The following is a 16,434-nucleotide window of genomic DNA, read 5'->3' on the forward strand; positions in this document are numbered from 1 at the left end:
TATGAGTTATTTTTTACTAGATGATTATGCCAATATGGAACCCTATCTTCCTGGCGAACAGCCGGAAGGCAAATGGATCAAACTCAATGCCAACGAATCCGCTTTGCCCCCTTCCCCAGCCGTTTTGAAAATTCTTAATGAAGCGGAATATGAAGGCATGGGTTTCTACTCTGATCCCCACTGTCACAAATTGAGACAGGCGATCGGCGAAGTCTATGGCTTTGACGAAAAGAACGTCTTCGTCGGTAATGGCGCGGATGAAGTCTTAGCTTTCTGTATGATGAGTTTCTTTAGAAAAGGCATGAAGATTGCCTTCCCTGATATCACTTATGATTTCTATCGCACGTATGCGACGACTTATAACTTAGACTTTACCCAGTTCCCGCTGAATGACGACTTTACCATCAATGTCGATGATTATGTCGACTATGATGGCGATGTGATTTTAGCCAATCCCAACAATCCTACCGGCATCGCCATCAGCGTTTCAGAGATTGAACGGATCGTTAAAAAGAATCCGGAACGAATGGTCATCATCGATGAAGCTTATGTCGATTACGGCAACGAATCATGTATTCCCTTAGTCAGAAAGTATGACAACTTATTAGTTGTGCAGACCTTCTCTAAGTCCCGGAATATGGCCGGGGCAAGAATTGGTTTTGCGATTGCCAATGAAGATATGATCACCGATATGAACAAGATCAAATTTGCCTTTAACCCCTTCAATATGTCTTCTTTAGCTATTGAAGCGGGGGCAGCGGCGGCCCGTGATGTCGACTACTGGCAGAAATGTATCCATCAGGTCTGTGATGTGCGGGATGCTTTTGAAAAAGATTTAAAGAAGTTAGGTTTTGATGTTATCAATACAACAACCAACTTTACATTTATTACCCATCCCCATTTCTCTGCAACGTATCTCTTCAAAGAATTAAAGAAAAGACATATTTTAGTCCGGCATTATGATACCCCACGAATTAATAATTACTTACGTATCACGATTGGCAGCTTTGATGTGATGTTAAAGGTGTTATATGCCATTAAAGAAATTGTAGGTGAAGGTTATGAAAGTCCTGATCAGTGATTATCGTAATACTTTCACGCAAGAATATGAATTAAGTCAACAAGCTATTACGGGGCTTTGCGAGGCCGATGTCTCTTTGTGTGCATATGAAGATGAGCAGTTTCTCGACTTCCTACATAACACCGATGTACTTATAACCGCTTATCTCAAAATTGATGAAAGCTTCCTTCGCAAAGCCCCCCATTTAAAGGCCATTAGTATTTCTGCATCCGGATATTCAAATTGTGATCTAGAAGCGTTAGCGAGACATCAGATCACCCTGATGCACATCAAAGAATACTGCAGCCGCGAAGTCAGCGAGCATGCCCTTTCCTTATTAATGAGTTTGAATCGGCGCTTGCCTTTCTATAAAAATGATGTTGATCATGAGCACTGGCAGTATCAGGAATTTCCCATGAAAACCCTTGATCGCTCCAGTGTCACAATTTACGGCTTCGGTCATATCGGTAAAATCACCGCCTCTCTTTGTCATGCCTTAGGCATGAAGGTTTCCATTGTCGATCCTTTCGTGCAAAAAGCAACTTATCCCATTGTCTCTAAAGAAACGGGCGCACAGGCTGATTTTATTATCAGCCATATGCCCTTAACCAAGACGAACTCCCATTACTTTAATGACGCTTTCTTTCAAGCGATGCCATCGACATCTTTCTTTATCAATGTGGCAAGAGGCGGCTTAGTTGATGAAGCGGCTTTAGTCAAAGCCTTAGATGAGCATACAATCGCGGGAGCCGGCTTAGATGTCTTAAGTGAGGAAAATCCAGATCTTCACAATCATCCTTTATTACATCGCGATAACGTTATTTTAACACCACATGCGGCTTTTTATTCCACCGCATCCATTCAAAGATTATTTACGATCGCTGGTAAAAACGCAGCTTACTATCTGCGTAATGAGCCAGATCGCATCCAGGAAATTGTTAGGGGGAAATAAAAATATGAGTACTATGTATGAACGTGCAAAAAAAGTGTTTTCACCCGTTGCAGCCAGAGCTACAACATTAGGTGTTGTGAAAAGTGAAGGCAGCTATCTTTATACTGAAGATGGCCGTAAGATCTTAGACTTCGCTTCCGGCGTGGCCGTCAATAACTTAGGCGGTCGCCATCCACGCGTGGTCAAAGCCATTGAAAAGCAGTTAGAAACGATGATTCATGTTGGACATAACGTTGTCTACAATGAATCTTATGTGGAACTAGGCGAAAAGTTAGTAGAGCTCACTGGCGGTGATACGATGGTTTACTTCTCGAACTCTGGCGCCGAAGCTAATGAAGGGGCGATGAAATGTGCCAAATATGTCACTGGCCGCCCGGGCGTCATTGCCTTTCACAATGCCTTCCATGGCCGCACTTATGGCGCCATGTCAATTACAGGCTCTTCAGCCGCTTATCGTAAACATTATGAACCCTTAATGCCAGCGGTTTATTTTGTCGATTATCCCCATGCTTTAACGCCTGCCGATGATGATGCAGCGATTCAGAAGACCGTTGATGAATTACATGAACTCTTCGCGACCTTAATTGATCCATCGCAGGTGGCCTGTATGATCTTAGAGCCAGTTCAGGGTGAAGGCGGTTATATTGTCCCGCCAAAAAACTTCCTCAAAACCTTACGTCAGATTTGTGATGAACATGGCATTTTGCTGATCTTTGATGAAGTGCAGTGCGGGATGGGGCGCACCGGCACGCTTTATGCCCATGAACAGTTTGGTGTCAAGCCAGATCTGTTTACCAGCGCCAAAGCCTTAGGCGGCGGGATTCCTTTATCCGCCATTATCGGTAAAAAAGAGATTATGGAAAAATGGCAGCCCGGCGCCCATGGCGGTACCTTTGGCGGTAACCCATTAGCCTGCGCGGCGGCTCTGGAAACTTTAAAAGTGATCGAAGATGAACATTTGTTAGAGAACTGTCAGAAGATGGGATCATATTTCAAAGAAGCACTCTATGATTTACAAAAGAAATATCCGCTCATCACCGACGTCCGTGGCCTCGGCCTCATGATCGGGATGCAGTTATCTGATCCCGCTAAAGTCAAAGCAATTCGCACGAAAGCCTTAGCGAAAGGTGTCCTCTTATTAGACTGCGGAAAACATAATGTCATCCGCTTTATCGCTCCTCTAAACGTTTCAAAAGAAGAGATTGATTTCTGCTTAAAAGTTTTAGACGAATGTTTTGAGGAGGCAGCCTAATGAATAACTTTACCTATCGTATGCCCATGACCGTTTACTTCAATGAAGACAGCAATGTCATTGAAGAAGAACTCGCCAAAGCTGGTGAGAATATCCTTTTGGCCTATGGCGGCGGATCAATTAAGAAAAATGGCATCTATGATGAACTCATGGCGATGCTTACGCGCTTAGATAAAAACGTCGTAGAGTTTTCCGGCATTATGCCTAACCCCACTTATGCGAAAGTGCAGGAAGGCGCTAAGCTTTGTCGTCAGCATAAAATTGATTTTATCTTAGCGGTCGGCGGCGGCAGTGTCTTCGACTGCGTCAAGATTGTCTCCCTTCAAGCCAAAACAGATGAAGATATCTGGGCGATGCAGGAACGTAAAGAATATACCACCAGTGGTATTCCCTTTGGCGCGATCTTAACCGTTTCTGGCACTGGCTCGGAGATGAACAATATCGCTATTATTACCAATGAAGACAAACATATTAAAGGGCCATTAATGGGCAGTTATGCTAAATTTGCCTTACTTAATGTCAATTATACGATGAGCGTTCCGATGCCTCAGGTCATCTCTGGCGCTTTTGATACCTTCTCTCATGCGATGGAAACTTACTTTGGCAAGCATAAGAATGTCTCTGATGATATTGCCCTGGCAATTATGAAAAACACAGTCACAAACATGTTAAAAATGAAAGAAGATCCAATGAATAAAGAAATCCGCAGTGAACTCATGTGGGATTCAGCGATGGCAGAAAATGGTATTCTCAAAATTGGGAAAATCACTGATTTCCAGATCCATCAGATTGAACATCAATTAGGTGCTTATACAAACTGTAACCATGGTTATGGTTTAGCTGTCATCACGCCTCATTTTTATGAACATCTCTATCTTTACAACATTTCTGCCTTTGTGAAGTTTGGTAAAGTCGTATGGGATTTAAAAGGTGATGACTTAGAGATCGCCGAAAAATCTATTGACTGCCTCGCTCATTTCATCAAAGAAATGGGTTTACCAACAACTTTTAAAGATATGCATATTACCGATAAATCAATCTTAAGAAAAGTCGCTGATACATGTAATATCATGCCTGGATGTGCCAAACAGTTCTCTCGTGATGAACTGTATAACATCTTATTAGAATGCTTATAAATTTTGTCTTACGGGAGGGAACATCCCTCTATATGTGACTCCATCCCCAAATGAAATACATATATCTTCCCTCCCGCCTGACATTATTTATATAGAGAAGACTCTGCCTATATCGCAGAGTTTTTTTATTCGTCCAGAGGGGACTACGCTTTTACCCTTTAAAGTCTTCATAAAAATCGATGAGTTGCCTTTTCGCCTTGATCGTGCTTAATTTACCCAATGCCTTCATTTCAATTTGACGAATTCTTTCTCTCGTCACATGATATCTTTCACCAATTTCTTCAAGGGTTTCTACTTTATGTCCACGAAGACCATAACGACAAATAATAATCTGAGCCTCTCTTTCGGTCAAGGTGCCAATCAACTGATCAAGAGCTTCCGTTAACTGATTATTATAAATTTGTTTTTCGATATCATTCTTTTCATCCGCTAACGTATCTCCTAATAAAATCTGCTGATTATCAGAAATAAAAGCATCAGTCGAATTTATGTGTAAAACGTTTGTACGTAAATCAAGGAGCTCATCCAGTTTTTCATTGTCGATTCCCATTTCCTGACAAATGTATTGTCGTGCTTCTTTTTCGTTCATCCCCGCTACTTCCACATTTCTTTCAAGTGTGATCATTTTGACTATTTTTTCCATCGTATGCACGGGAATACGAATTAAAAAGCCTTCATCACAGATCATCCGCAACATCGATTGTCTGATCCACCAGGTGGCATATGTAGTAAATCGACACCCTTTCGTGATGTCAAACTTATAAGCAGCTTTAAGCATTCCTTCAACTCCGACAATAAACAAATCAGCAATTTCTAAGTTATTGTTGAGGAAATACTGATACTTTAAAGCACACGAATATACAAGAGCTTTGTTTTTCTCACATAAATCCGCTTCCGCCTGTTTATTGCCTTTTTGAATCTCTATACATAAGACTTCGTTCGATTCTGTGATGTTGGGATTGGCAAAAATAATGGACATTGAATCATTTTCTTCATTCTGATTCAATAAATCTGTAAAATCGTCAAGCAGGAAATCTTCAAGTTTCTCTTCATCTAAATCCGTTTGACCATTCTCAGTTACATCTTCGATTAAATGGCGACTTTTTAGATTTTTAATAATTGCTCGAATCACAACTTCGCTTAACCGGGCATTATTTCTAAGATCTTTTCTAACGACATCTTCTAAGTTAATCTTCTGCTTATCAGCATATGCCTGAACCTGTTTGGCAATCGTATAAATATCTTCGTTTTTACAATGTTCTGGGAAATATAATGGTTCAATCATATGAATCTGATTCGCACTAAAGATAATATTACCACGATAATATTGATTAAGTGATGTTTCATCAAGCATCTTCAATAAACCAGATAGAGAACGCTGAGAGGCAGGAATTGCATCTTTATAAATGAGCTGTGAGATCTTATAAGCTTCCTTAACTTGACTGTATGTATCTACAACTTGATGACGCATGTCTGATAGATCATCTTTTAAAAGCTGGTATTCTTTCACATAAGCCATAATCATATCAATAGCATCGTCACTGATATGATCATCAGCTAAAAGCCGATCAAAATATTCGTCTTGTGTAGGCATGGGCTGATTACGTTTAACGGCATTTCTTAATTGATTAATCCTTACGGCAATATAGTAGTTATCACCATTAGCCTTATCATGGCGTAACCATTTGATATCATCCTTAATAATACCATGATCATGCGCATAAATAAGAATAACATCCTTTTCAATGGCACTTTTGAGATAACGTGATATTTTCTTTAATAGTCCCTTAAGTGAAAGGGTACTATTTGTGAGGGTGTAATAGTTCTTTAAATATTCTTTTAAACTGATTGCTTCATCACTTTTTAACTGTGCATCATACTGATCAACAATATGATGATTAATGACAAAGTTGCGAATATGTTTCATGTCTTCATGACTGAGACGTTTATCCTTACGAAGAAGCTGTAAGATTTCATACATTTCTACCTTATTGTGACTCACCCGATAATAGTGATCAATCTTTGATTCATAATATGCCACTGCCACGTGGGCATGTAAAAGTTCTTCTTTTATTGATGTAAAATATGTTTTAAGGGATTCATATTGATCTCCAATACACTCAATGATAATGCCATTTTTACCGATGATACTTAAAACTTCAGCCTGTTTATTGCCTGTAATATGACCAAAGATCTTGAGATAATTCTGATCCGTTAACTTATTCTTATATAAGAATGGCTGTACTAATGCCATGACTGTTTTCTCAAAACTTGTATTCTGAGCAGCGGTCATTTGTTTGGTTATGTAAATTTGATGATCAGCGAGAATCTGAATGATTTCATTTTTTTCACTGATGTTATAGTTTCCAAACAATAATTCAAAACTCATATGATTCATACGGTCATCAGCCACATATGGCAACGCCTTATTTAAAATTTGTTCCTGTTCCATAATCATTCACCCATAACTGTTATCGGTTACATTTTATCATAAATAACCATCATTGAGATGAAAATCCTAGCTATAGAATTTTTCTTATTTCTCATATTATATGCAATATACATATCAATCACCTTATATTCATCGCCATTGTCAAAGTATTTATAGTAATAGATGAATATTATCCTCTAATATATATCTTAAGTATTTATCACCATGATAATTTATTATTGATAAATTTATAGAAAAGAGTACAATCTAAGTAGATTTACTTTTAAGGGGGAATTTTAATGAATAGAATTGTAAAATCTGGTATTGTAGGTGCCTTAGCTTTATCAATGGCTGGCTGTGGATCATCTTCTGGTAATAAGTCAAAAGCTTCCGCTAAAACGACCACAATTACCGTTGCGATCGCACCAGACTACGCACCTTATGAATCACTTGATAAAAAAGGTAATATCGTTGGTTTTGATGCGGATATGGTTAAACTGTTCCCATCATACTTAAATACCGCTACTACGAAATATAAATTCAAGTATAACCAGATGTCATTTGATAACATCATTAACCAGTTACAGGCTGGTCAGGCTGATGTCGGTATTTCTGGTTTCAGTTACAACAAAAAGAGAAAAGTTTCATGGTCTGTCCCTTATACCGCTACGGCTCAGGTCGCCGTCATTAACAAAGACTCTAAGATTAAATCTATTAAAGATTTAGAAGGTAAGAAGTTAGCTGCGCAGTCTGGTTCGACTGGAGAAGTCGCTGCGAAGAAAGTCAAAGGTGCGACTGTTTCTTCTGTCTCTAATGCCCAGGAAAACTTCCCAGCTTTAAAAGCTAAACAGTTTGATGCCATTATCTGTGACTTAGCTGTCGCTAAGAAATATGCAAAAGCCCAGAACTTCAAGATCTTAAGTCAGTCATTACTTGATGAAAAGAACTACATCGTGGCTAAACAGGGTAACACGAAGATGATTGGTATTATGAATAAAGCTTTAAAGAAGTTCATAGCGTCTAAAGATTATAAGACATTAACTGATAAATATGGGTTAAAAGCCTTATAACGCAAAGCTCCTGCGGGAGCTTTTTTCTTTTCCACCATTTTAGTGGATAACTATTCATTACAAAATGTTTTCCACCATCATTGTGGATAAATCTATTTTATTATCCGGATAGTCACCATGATGGTGGATAACCCTGCTAAAGAAAACTGTTACGCACATGAAATGTGCGTATTCCTGCTAAGGGACAATGTACTTTCCCTCACCGATCTCTTATAATTGACTATATCAGGTCAGGAAAGGAGCAATATTATGGCTGTTATACAAATGAATTATTTTTCTAAGAGTCTGATGCGTACGGTCGATGTGAATGTGATTTTACCAATCGACCACTTGGATATGGATACCAAGACATATCACTACAAGACACCATTTAAGACACTGTATCTCTTACATGGGATCTTTGGTGATCATAATGACTGGATGTACAACACTAATATTAAAAGATGGGCTAATGATCATAATCTCTGTGTTGTTATGCCTAGCGGTGAAAACATGTTTTATGTTGACAATAAGATCACGCAAAAGTTTTATGGAGAGTTTGTTGGAAAAGAACTGGTTGAAATGACCAGACAAAGCTTCCCTCTTTCTCATCAGAAAGAAGATACCTTTATTGCTGGTTTATCAATGGGTGGTTACGGAGCTATTGTCAACGGCATCAAATATCATGAAACCTTTGGTTATGTGGCTGGGTTATCTAGTGCTTTATTGATTGATAACTGGGCTAATGTCATCAAACCGCTGATTCACTCGCCCAATGTGAAAGCCTACTATGATACCATCTTTGAAGATGTCTCTCATATTATTGGCAGTGATCAAGATTATCATGCCCTGGTTTTAAAACACCAGGACCATTTACCGCACTTCTATCTCTGTGTTGGCACAGAAGATGCCTTATTGCCGGCGAATCGTGAATTTTACCAGTTCTTAAAAGAGCACCACGCCGATATCACATATAGCGAAGGACCTGGGGCTCATGAATGGGACTTCTGGAATACTTACATTCAAAAAGTCTTAGACTGGCTGCCGCTTGATGATCACGTCAATGATGTCAGCAGCGGCAATGTCAAATAGTAAAAAAGCAGTAGAGGATTCCCCTACTGCTTTGCAGACTTATGATCATTATTATCTTTTTTGTCTTCTTTTTCAGTCTGCTCTTTTGCCTTTTCTACTTTGTAAGATAAGTCCTTTTCTGAAAATGTCTGATATGGATCAATGAATACAAATTCTCCCATCGAAATGGCCTCCTTAATTCCGTCTTCATTATAGACAACTCCTTCCAGAAAGCAATAAAAAAGCTTAGAAATTATAAATGTCATTTTATCGAATTATGAAAATTTCATTAAAAAGAAATAGATAGATTAAGAATACATCAAAATGTAAACGTTTAATTTCAAAGTTTCTTTATTTTTTCTATTTATTCCCTTAACATCTCAAAAAATCGTGCTATGATTAAGGCAGTTAAGGAATTTCAAAATGTGGAGGTATGAAATTATGGATGTTCTTTATGCAGAAATGAGACAGAGAATACTTGAACAGTCAGAACACTACCAACAGTACATGAAAACAGAAGCACTTTTAAAAGAAGTTCTCGATGATTGTCATCATCAGATTGACGCACAGAATATCAATATCAATGAACTCTTTAATGATTTACAAATCAAAGAAATCAAGGGTCTCACCCTTGATCGTCATCATCACATGGATAATCTCTTCTATTATGATATGACCTTTCAAACCATGGTCAAAGATCATCCTGGCTTTGGCGAAACACTGCTAAAAAGCAGTGAGGATGTGCAAGTCCAAAAAGTGCTTAAAGCCTTATTACGCAGCCGCCTGATTCCTTTTACGATTATCAGTCGTAATAATGCGACCGGCAAGGTGCAATGTATGAATTTACTTTCTCACCAGCATTTCTATCTGACGGATGCTCGCTTAGGCATGTTTGATGCCTCTAAAGAGATTTATATCGGACGTGTTATCACCCTGAATAATATTACGCTTCTCACCGATTACTTATTAACCTTCACCAAAACAAAAGAGAACATTGATTTAGTTTATAACCATCGCAAAAGATTCAATGATAAATATCAAGGCTATATTTCTACTCTTTGCTTTGCCTATGATCGTATCCACGGAATCCACCCTGAAGAATTTAAAGGCTTAGCCTATAACATGTAAATAGGACGTGAGTCCTATTTTTACGTATACTCAAATACCTTTTTGATCAATAAGCCTCGGTCAATATTTATGATTATCTATATTATCTCTTTCTATTGCAAGATATGGACAACTGGTATTTATGTGTTAAAAGGAATGATGCAACAAGGGATGTTGCCGGAACGGCCAAAATAACCCCTAAACTAGAGGATAACCCCTGCATAATTTCAATACCGAGGGAATACATATTAATTAATTGTAAATAAGGGTAATGATAAGCATACATAAAGACTAATGTATTAATAGAACCACCGACAAATGCTAAGATCAAAGTATTGGTCATTGTGCCCATCATATCTTTTCCGACATGCATACCGCTTTTGAATAATTCTTTTTGTGTAATCTCCGGGGACTTATGTTTGAGTTCATCTAAGAATGAGGCAATAGACATCCCTACATCCATTACGGCCCCTAAGGCCGCAATCAATATTCCAGCAAAAAGCAACTGTCCTATTTGGATATGCGTCATTTCTCCTACGTAAATCAAATTTTCAATATCACTGACATTATAACCACTGATATGGGTCACTAAAGAGAAAAGCAAGGCATAGAGTGCTGCCATAATAACACCGAGAATGGTACCAACAATAGCGGATAGCGACTTCGCACTGACACCATCAATGAGAATCATCGTCACAAAGGTTGTCATTGCGACAATCAGAATACTGGCAAGAATTGGGGAAACTCCCACATAAATCATCGGTAAAAAGATAAAGATAATACAAAGCAACGTATAGACCAGGGCCACAATCGAAATGAATCCCTTCTTTCCGCCAATCAGAATCACAATGCCAATAAATAAGGCAATCATACCATAAAGGGCTGGCGCTCTGTTTTCACTATAGACAGAAGCTTCAATATTTGTCGATGAGGCGGTGACAATCAGGATCACTTTCATGCCTACCTGACACTTTGCGCCATACAAATAGGAATCCACACTGCGAGCGGTTAAGGTCTGTCCAAGATGTTTTCCAGCAATCACGCGGGCGCGAATATAACCTCTCGTAGGCGCGTTCACTTTCACAACTTCAGCTTTTTCATAGGTGCGGCCACGATTATTCATCAGTGGTGTAATAGACACATGGGAAAAAGAAAAAGCTAAAATAATGAAAAGGATGCTCGCGATTGCGAGACATCCTATCTTCAATACACGTGCTTTCATTAATAACCTTTCACACTTGAAGATGACCCATAAACCTTTTTCCCATTCACAAGTTTATAAGCTTTGACCTTCACGTATGTTGTCTTCGCAGATGCCTTGATCGTCAGACTTGTCTTCTTAGTAGTTACACTTTTACTCTTTTTCATAGCTTTGTCACTAGAATAGGTAATCACATAACCAGATACCTGTTTTAATGCTTTTAGCTTGAGCACCAGACCTGTCTTTGTCTTACTTGCCTTAGAAACAACAGCTTTTGCAGGGGTAATCTTGAAAGTCACTTTTTTCGTGCCTGTGTACTTGCCAATCCCTTTGATGGTGATCGTTGCCGTACCGACATTCTTATTATTTTTATATGTGACTTTATAATCTTTATTCAGCTTCAATACTTTTTTCTTATAAGTCAGCTTAACAGCTGGTTTTAAAGCTTTTCCTGTATAGACTTTCGCTTTGATCTTAGATACTTTGACCTTTGATAATTTGACTTTTGCACTATCCTTTGCGGAAGCTGCAGGTGCTGTCGCTGGAGCTGTGCTTTGAGCTGCTGGAGTCGTTTGTGCTGAAGCCTGAGCTGTTGTAGACTCTATCTCTGTTTTTGGAGTTTCTGTCTTTGGTGTTTCAGCTTTAGATGTCTCTGTTTTAGGAGCTTCATGCACATTTTTCACTAAGGCATTTTTCGCATCTGTAACGGATTTAATGGCATTCGCAAAGTCTGTCTTTGTTAAGTTTTTCTTTGTGTCTAACGTCTTAGCCTGATCGATTGCCGTCTGTAATTGTGCGAGAGAATCTTTCGTATAATCACCCGTTAATTCTTTTGACGCATTATCAATAGTTGATTGTAACTGTGCTACGTCTTCTTTACCTTTGGAAATGGTGAACGATGTATCGATCTTTTCATTGGTATCACTGCGGTATGTATTGATTGTTAAAGCATCATCATTCACGCTGATGACTGAATACGTTGGCACATCTTCCTGCCATCTGTTGGCGATGTAAGACTGCTGTCTTGGCACTAAATCATAGTATTTAGATCCTGATGATGAACCAGCAGTGACGTACATAATCCCATCTGGATTGATCACAGTATCGCTTTTCGCATCAATATTCTGAATAGCATCTTCATCAAAGACACTCTTTAAGTAAGTTAAGTAGGCCTGATCTTTAGGATCTGTACTGTCTTCTTTGATATTTTCTGGAGCCACTGTACGGGTAGCTGGCTGATCACCGGCATCAAGATCCTTTTCTAATTCATCTTTGAAGTCGTCCTGATCATAATCATCAGAAGAGTGACCACCTTTTAAGATCTTGGTACGTGAGTAAGCATGGTCATGACCGCTTAATACCAGATCAATACCATTTTCTTCAAAATAAGGAACGAGCTGATATCTTAAGTTAGTGATATCAGGTTCATTAGAATGTTCCGCTGAACCGTAGATATCCTGATGAACGATAGCAATTTTCCATTTAGCGGAAGGATTCTTCGCAATCGCCTGTTTGATAAACGTTTCATGCTCTGCCACATTAGAGTTCTGAGCATTCAGATCTAAATAAAGAACATCACCATAAGTGAAGTAATAGTCTCCACCCGTCACATTATTTGTCCCCAACGTACTCATATTAGCGGGATTAAAGTGATAAGTATAGTTAGGGTTATCAGCATCATGATTCCCTACGGTTGAAGCTAAAGGAATATTCTTAAGCCAATCAGCACTTAAGAAACCAGTATATTCAATTTCACTGATGGATGCTTTTTTGCCAGGAGCTTTCTTCTTGGTCGTCTGAATCTGGTCACCAGAAGATAAAATGAAAGCCGCCTGACCGTCTGTCATTTTATTCGCCTGATTTAATGTATAATTCCAGTTATAGGCATCATTCATCACGGCATTTGACTGCGCGTCATAGAATGCTTTTGAATCAGATCCTTTTAATTCATTTGAAGAACCGATCTGTGGATCACCCACATAAACAAAGCTATAAGACTGAGAATTTGCGGGCGTATATTTTTCTGGTTCTGACCAGGTATTCTCATCTTTCTGATACGTATAGTAGTAAGTTGTTCCTTCTTTTAGACCATGGGCCGTTACTTTATTGGCATTATATGTCTGACCATCCTGATCTGTTTCGTCTTTGACCTCCGTCTGCGCAGCCTTATAGGTTTTCGCATTGGCCATCGCTTCGCCAACACCAATTTTTAGGTAAGGCTTAAACCCTGTCTTGGTATACCAGGCAAAATTCAGGGTGGATGGTGTTTTGCCTGGGGCCAGTGAAATCTGCGTCCAGTCACTTTTGATCGAACTCCATTTCTTCTGAAAACTTGTCCATGCCGCATCCGTATTGGTTGTTTTCGCAAAAGCCGATGCATCCGTCTTCCCATCAGGTGCAGGCGAGGCAAAACTTAATGACATCGCGCTGCCGCAAATCGCAGTCACTAATGAGAAAGCCATAATCTTTTTCTTCGTACTATTCATTCATTATCATTCCCTTCTTAGTACGCCTACATCTTATCAAAAGCTTTCTTAAGACAGCTCCCATAGCATGTTAATCTTATGTAAGATTTCATTTTTTATGATAAATAGAGCATATTTAGTGCATTTAAAAGGATCAGAGGCTGTTTTCATCATTATGATATACAAAATACTTACGGAAGATTAACCGTTTTTTTACAAAGGATAAACCAAAGCTGTAAGGAAATGAAATAATTATGTTTTCGGAATTGTGATAGCGTTTTCTTCATGCTATACTTTTGATATCGAAGGAGGAATTTTAGTTACTATTCACAGTGCTGAAAGATTAAAAATTGAATAATGTCTTTATTTAGGGGTATATCCATATATGGGATACCCTTTTATTATAACTTTTAAAGTGATTTATAGTCATGTATTAACAATTCAAGTGTCTTATTCCTGACAACCAAAAAAGTATTCTCTTTTTCTTGATAATTTCAGCAAACATAGTCTCTAATAAATTTAAATTATATGTAAATTACTATTTATTTTAAGCTAGTTATATGATATACTGTATATAGTAACAAGGGGGTGAGAAAAGATGGCAATTGTTTATGTGACAAACAAGAAAACTGGCAAGAAATATGCTTATGAATCTGTTTCAGTTTGGAATCCTGAGCTCAAACAGCCTAGAGCAAAACGCAAATACCTTGGCGTTGTAGACGAGGAAACTGGAGAAATTATTCCTTCAAGCAAAAAGCGAGGGAGAAAGCCTAATCCTGATAAAAATACAGCTGAAAATGAAGAAAAAGCAAGCGGCAGAAGAACCTATAAAAAGATGGTTGAGGATATGCAAAAAATTATTGCAAGCAGAGATGATGAGATCAAACAGCTTAAGGCGGCTAATAGAAAGCTTACCAGCAAGATCAATAGAATTGAATCAATTCTTAATAATGATGATTAACAAGGAGTAAATCAATGGATTCTTTAGGAACACTATCAGTAAAATATGATAAAGCATGCAAAAAGATTGGTGACCTTAAAACAAGACTTTACGATTGTAATGAAGAACTGAAATCCAAAAAACAGAAGCTTGAATACAGGGATAACAGAATCGCAAAATTAAAGCAGCTTTGTCTTGAAAAAGATGAAATGATTAGAAATCTTAATGATGAAATTAACAGACTGAAAGACAAGATTGAATATCTTAATGCCATAAGCAATCATGACTCAACTACCGTTGGTATTCCTACTGCGTCTACTCCTATAGGAAAAGCAAAATATAACTCAAGCATCAATTCCAGAGAGCCTACTGACAGAAAAATTGGAGGTCAGCCAGGACATTCTAAAAGTGAACTCGGTATTCCTGATGATATTGACGAAGAAATTGAATATGTGGCAGATGATGCAACTGAGTGTCCGAAATGTGGTTCTCATGAACTTGTTTTCACCGGCAAAACTAAAGCTGTATATGAGAAAACTATTAGCATCAAGCCTATAAACCTCAAAAAGGTTTTCTATCAATACAAATGCGGAAGCTGCGGGACTACATTTTTTCTTGGCCTGAAGCCTAATGAAAGATCAGCCTGTCACTATGGGACGGCAGTACAGGCCGTTGGCTTATCGCTAATGAATACCTGCAATGTTCCTATTAACAAGGTTAAAACCTTTTTTGAGGGGATCACAAACGGAGAAATAAGTCCGTCAGAAGGCTACCTTGCAAAACTTCCTATGATTGCATCAAAAAAGTTATCTGAGTTCCGTATAGTTTTAAAGAATCTAATGCTCCAAAGAACTCTCGTATATTGGGATGACACTGTTATCAATATTAATACAAAGAAAGGCTGCCTGCGCTTTTACGGAGATGAAACACTCTCATATTATACGGCTCATGAGAAGAAAGATCTTGAAGGGATTGAAGAAGACAAAGTCCTAACACTACTCACTGAAGAGCAAAAAACGATGCATGATCACAATAAAGTGAACTATAACGCTAAATTCAAGTTTGGCAACCTTGAATGCAATCAGCACCTTCAGCGTGACCTCAAAAAAATCGCTATTGATACAAAACATGATGAGCTTATGGAACTGAAAGATCTTATTTCCGATACCATCCACAAACGCAAAGAAGCCATAAACAAGGGAGAGACTCGCTTTAGTGATGAATTTATTGAAAACTTTAACAAAAAAGTTAATGATATACTCAACCGAGCGGAAAAGAGAAACAAAAAAGATTATGATGCATACTTTGGAAGATCCGAGAAGACGCTAATTAAGCGTATACGTGATTATTATGATAATTACTTTGCTTGGGTAAATGATTTCACTCTTCCGACAACCAATAATTGCGCAGAACGCGGACTTAGAGTCGTAAAAAGCCATATGCGATCATCAGGACAGTTCCAAAATATTCAAAACGCTCAGTATTACGCAGATGCCAAAACGTATATAGAAACCTGCAGGAAAAACGGAATAAATGAGATCTATGCAATGATACGACTTTATGAAGGTGATCCAATAACGGTAAAAGAAATATTCTCAGGGGAAGATCTCTCCTGAGAATCGACAAACCGTTATAATGGTGGAATAAGGTATCATAGCCATTACCTGAAATCAGATTTAACATCATGCTTCATTTCGCTGTGTATACATTTTACATACCTCTTTACTACAATTAAAACAAGGCCGTATCACGGGCACCGTTCCGTGCTCT

Annotated in this window: 13 protein-coding genes; 9 read left to right on the plus strand and 4 right to left on the minus strand. The window is 38.4% G+C overall.

Translation table 11 applies throughout. The features are described 5' to 3' along the window. Position 1 precedes the first annotated feature (1 nt). Genes SG0102_RS14260 through SG0102_RS14275 form a run of 4 tightly spaced genes read left to right on the plus strand, consistent with a single transcriptional unit; the run spans position 2 to position 4,400 of the window. A complete protein-coding gene (locus SG0102_RS14260; protein ID WP_125120555.1) occupies positions 2 to 1,081 on the plus strand; it encodes a pyridoxal phosphate-dependent aminotransferase in 1,080 nt (359 codons plus the stop codon). Further along, a complete protein-coding gene (locus SG0102_RS14265) occupies positions 1,062 to 2,012 on the plus strand; it encodes an NAD(P)-dependent oxidoreductase (RefSeq protein WP_125120556.1) in 951 nt (316 codons plus the stop codon). Before SG0102_RS14260 ends, SG0102_RS14265 begins: the two co-directional genes overlap by 20 nt. A 4-nt stretch (positions 2,013 to 2,016) precedes the next feature. After that, on the plus strand, positions 2,017 to 3,264 hold the full coding sequence (locus tag SG0102_RS14270) for an aminotransferase class III-fold pyridoxal phosphate-dependent enzyme (RefSeq protein WP_125120557.1): 1,248 nt from the start codon (positions 2,017 to 2,019) through the stop codon (positions 3,262 to 3,264). Further along, a complete protein-coding gene (locus SG0102_RS14275) occupies positions 3,264 to 4,400 on the plus strand; it encodes an iron-containing alcohol dehydrogenase (RefSeq protein WP_125120558.1) in 1,137 nt (378 codons plus the stop codon). Before SG0102_RS14270 ends, SG0102_RS14275 begins: the two co-directional genes overlap by 1 nt. Positions 4,401 to 4,551: 151 nt before the next feature. Here SG0102_RS14275 and SG0102_RS14280 read toward each other — a convergent pair whose 3' ends face one another. Continuing rightward, a complete protein-coding gene (locus SG0102_RS14280; protein WP_157983074.1) occupies positions 4,552 to 6,852 on the minus strand; it encodes a sigma-70 family RNA polymerase sigma factor in 2,301 nt (766 codons plus the stop codon). A 278-nt stretch (positions 6,853 to 7,130) separates the two neighbouring features. Between SG0102_RS14280 and SG0102_RS14285 the strand changes: the two genes are divergently transcribed. Both SG0102_RS14285 and SG0102_RS14290 read left to right on the plus strand, forming a co-directional pair. After that, positions 7,131 to 7,901 carry a substrate-binding periplasmic protein gene (locus tag SG0102_RS14285; protein ID WP_125120560.1) on the plus strand — a complete coding sequence of 257 codons (771 nt, stop codon included), beginning with the start codon at positions 7,131 to 7,133 and terminating at the stop codon, positions 7,899 to 7,901. Positions 7,902 to 8,150: 249 nt separating this feature from the next. After that, entirely contained in the window at positions 8,151 to 8,972 is an 822-nt protein-coding gene (locus SG0102_RS14290) for an alpha/beta hydrolase (RefSeq protein ID WP_125120561.1), read from the plus strand. Between the two features lie 23 nt (positions 8,973 to 8,995). Here SG0102_RS14290 and SG0102_RS15435 read toward each other — a convergent pair whose 3' ends face one another. Further along, complete coding sequence (locus tag SG0102_RS15435; RefSeq protein ID WP_157983075.1) at positions 8,996 to 9,133, minus strand: hypothetical protein; 138 nt, start codon at positions 9,131 to 9,133, stop codon at positions 8,996 to 8,998. A 259-nt stretch (positions 9,134 to 9,392) separates the two neighbouring features. On the opposite strand from SG0102_RS15435, the gene SG0102_RS14295 reads away from it, so the two are divergent. After that, entirely contained in the window at positions 9,393 to 10,079 is a 687-nt protein-coding gene (locus SG0102_RS14295; RefSeq protein ID WP_125120562.1) for a hypothetical protein, read from the plus strand. An 82-nt stretch (positions 10,080 to 10,161) separates the two neighbouring features. On the opposite strand, the gene SG0102_RS14300 is transcribed toward SG0102_RS14295, so the two are convergent. Together SG0102_RS14300 and SG0102_RS14305 are read right to left on the minus strand one after the other, a co-directional pair. Next, entirely contained in the window at positions 10,162 to 11,199 is a 1,038-nt protein-coding gene (locus SG0102_RS14300) for a YibE/F family protein (RefSeq protein ID WP_197715048.1), read from the minus strand. A gap of 80 nt (positions 11,200 to 11,279) precedes the next feature. Beyond that, positions 11,280 to 13,745 carry a metallophosphoesterase gene (locus SG0102_RS14305; protein WP_125120564.1) on the minus strand — a complete coding sequence of 822 codons (2,466 nt, stop codon included), beginning with the start codon at positions 13,743 to 13,745 and terminating at the stop codon, positions 11,280 to 11,282. Positions 13,746 to 14,322: 577 nt separating this feature from the next. Here SG0102_RS14305 and SG0102_RS14310 point away from each other — a divergent pair. Both SG0102_RS14310 and SG0102_RS14315 read left to right on the plus strand, forming a co-directional pair. Continuing rightward, positions 14,323 to 14,685, plus strand: coding sequence for a hypothetical protein (locus SG0102_RS14310; RefSeq protein WP_125118090.1), 363 nt, complete (start codon positions 14,323 to 14,325; stop codon positions 14,683 to 14,685). A gap of 14 nt (positions 14,686 to 14,699) precedes the next feature. Continuing rightward, positions 14,700 to 16,280, plus strand: coding sequence for an IS66 family transposase (locus SG0102_RS14315; protein WP_125118089.1), 1,581 nt, complete (start codon positions 14,700 to 14,702; stop codon positions 16,278 to 16,280). Positions 16,281 to 16,434: the final 154 nt, after the last annotated feature.

This window comes from Intestinibaculum porci, assembly GCF_003925875.1.
Classification (GTDB): domain Bacteria; phylum Bacillota_I; class Bacilli_A; order Erysipelotrichales; family Coprobacillaceae; genus Intestinibaculum; species Intestinibaculum porci.

What these genes read in the sequence shown, in the direction of transcription:
- SG0102_RS14260 (WP_125120555.1), top strand. Translation starts at nt 2, where the DNA reads ATGAGTTATTTTTTACTAGATGATTATGCCAATATGGAACCCTATCTT.
- SG0102_RS14265 (WP_125120556.1), top strand. Translation starts at nt 1,062, where the DNA reads ATGAAAGTCCTGATCAGTGATTATCGTAATACTTTCACGCAAGAATAT.
- SG0102_RS14270 (WP_125120557.1), top strand. Translation starts at nt 2,017, where the DNA reads ATGAGTACTATGTATGAACGTGCAAAAAAAGTGTTTTCACCCGTTGCA.
- SG0102_RS14275 (WP_125120558.1), top strand. Translation starts at nt 3,264, where the DNA reads ATGAATAACTTTACCTATCGTATGCCCATGACCGTTTACTTCAATGAA.
- SG0102_RS14280 (WP_157983074.1), bottom strand. Translation starts at nt 6,852, where the DNA reads ATGGAACAGGAACAAATTTTAAATAAGGCGTTGCCATATGTGGCTGAT.
- SG0102_RS14285 (WP_125120560.1), top strand. Translation starts at nt 7,131, where the DNA reads ATGAATAGAATTGTAAAATCTGGTATTGTAGGTGCCTTAGCTTTATCA.
- SG0102_RS14290 (WP_125120561.1), top strand. Translation starts at nt 8,151, where the DNA reads ATGGCTGTTATACAAATGAATTATTTTTCTAAGAGTCTGATGCGTACG.
- SG0102_RS15435 (WP_157983075.1), bottom strand. Translation starts at nt 9,133, where the DNA reads ATGGGAGAATTTGTATTCATTGATCCATATCAGACATTTTCAGAAAAG.
- SG0102_RS14295 (WP_125120562.1), top strand. Translation starts at nt 9,393, where the DNA reads ATGGATGTTCTTTATGCAGAAATGAGACAGAGAATACTTGAACAGTCA.
- SG0102_RS14305 (WP_125120564.1), bottom strand. Translation starts at nt 13,745, where the DNA reads ATGAATAGTACGAAGAAAAAGATTATGGCTTTCTCATTAGTGACTGCG.
- SG0102_RS14310 (WP_125118090.1), top strand. Translation starts at nt 14,323, where the DNA reads ATGGCAATTGTTTATGTGACAAACAAGAAAACTGGCAAGAAATATGCT.
- SG0102_RS14315 (WP_125118089.1), top strand. Translation starts at nt 14,700, where the DNA reads ATGGATTCTTTAGGAACACTATCAGTAAAATATGATAAAGCATGCAAA.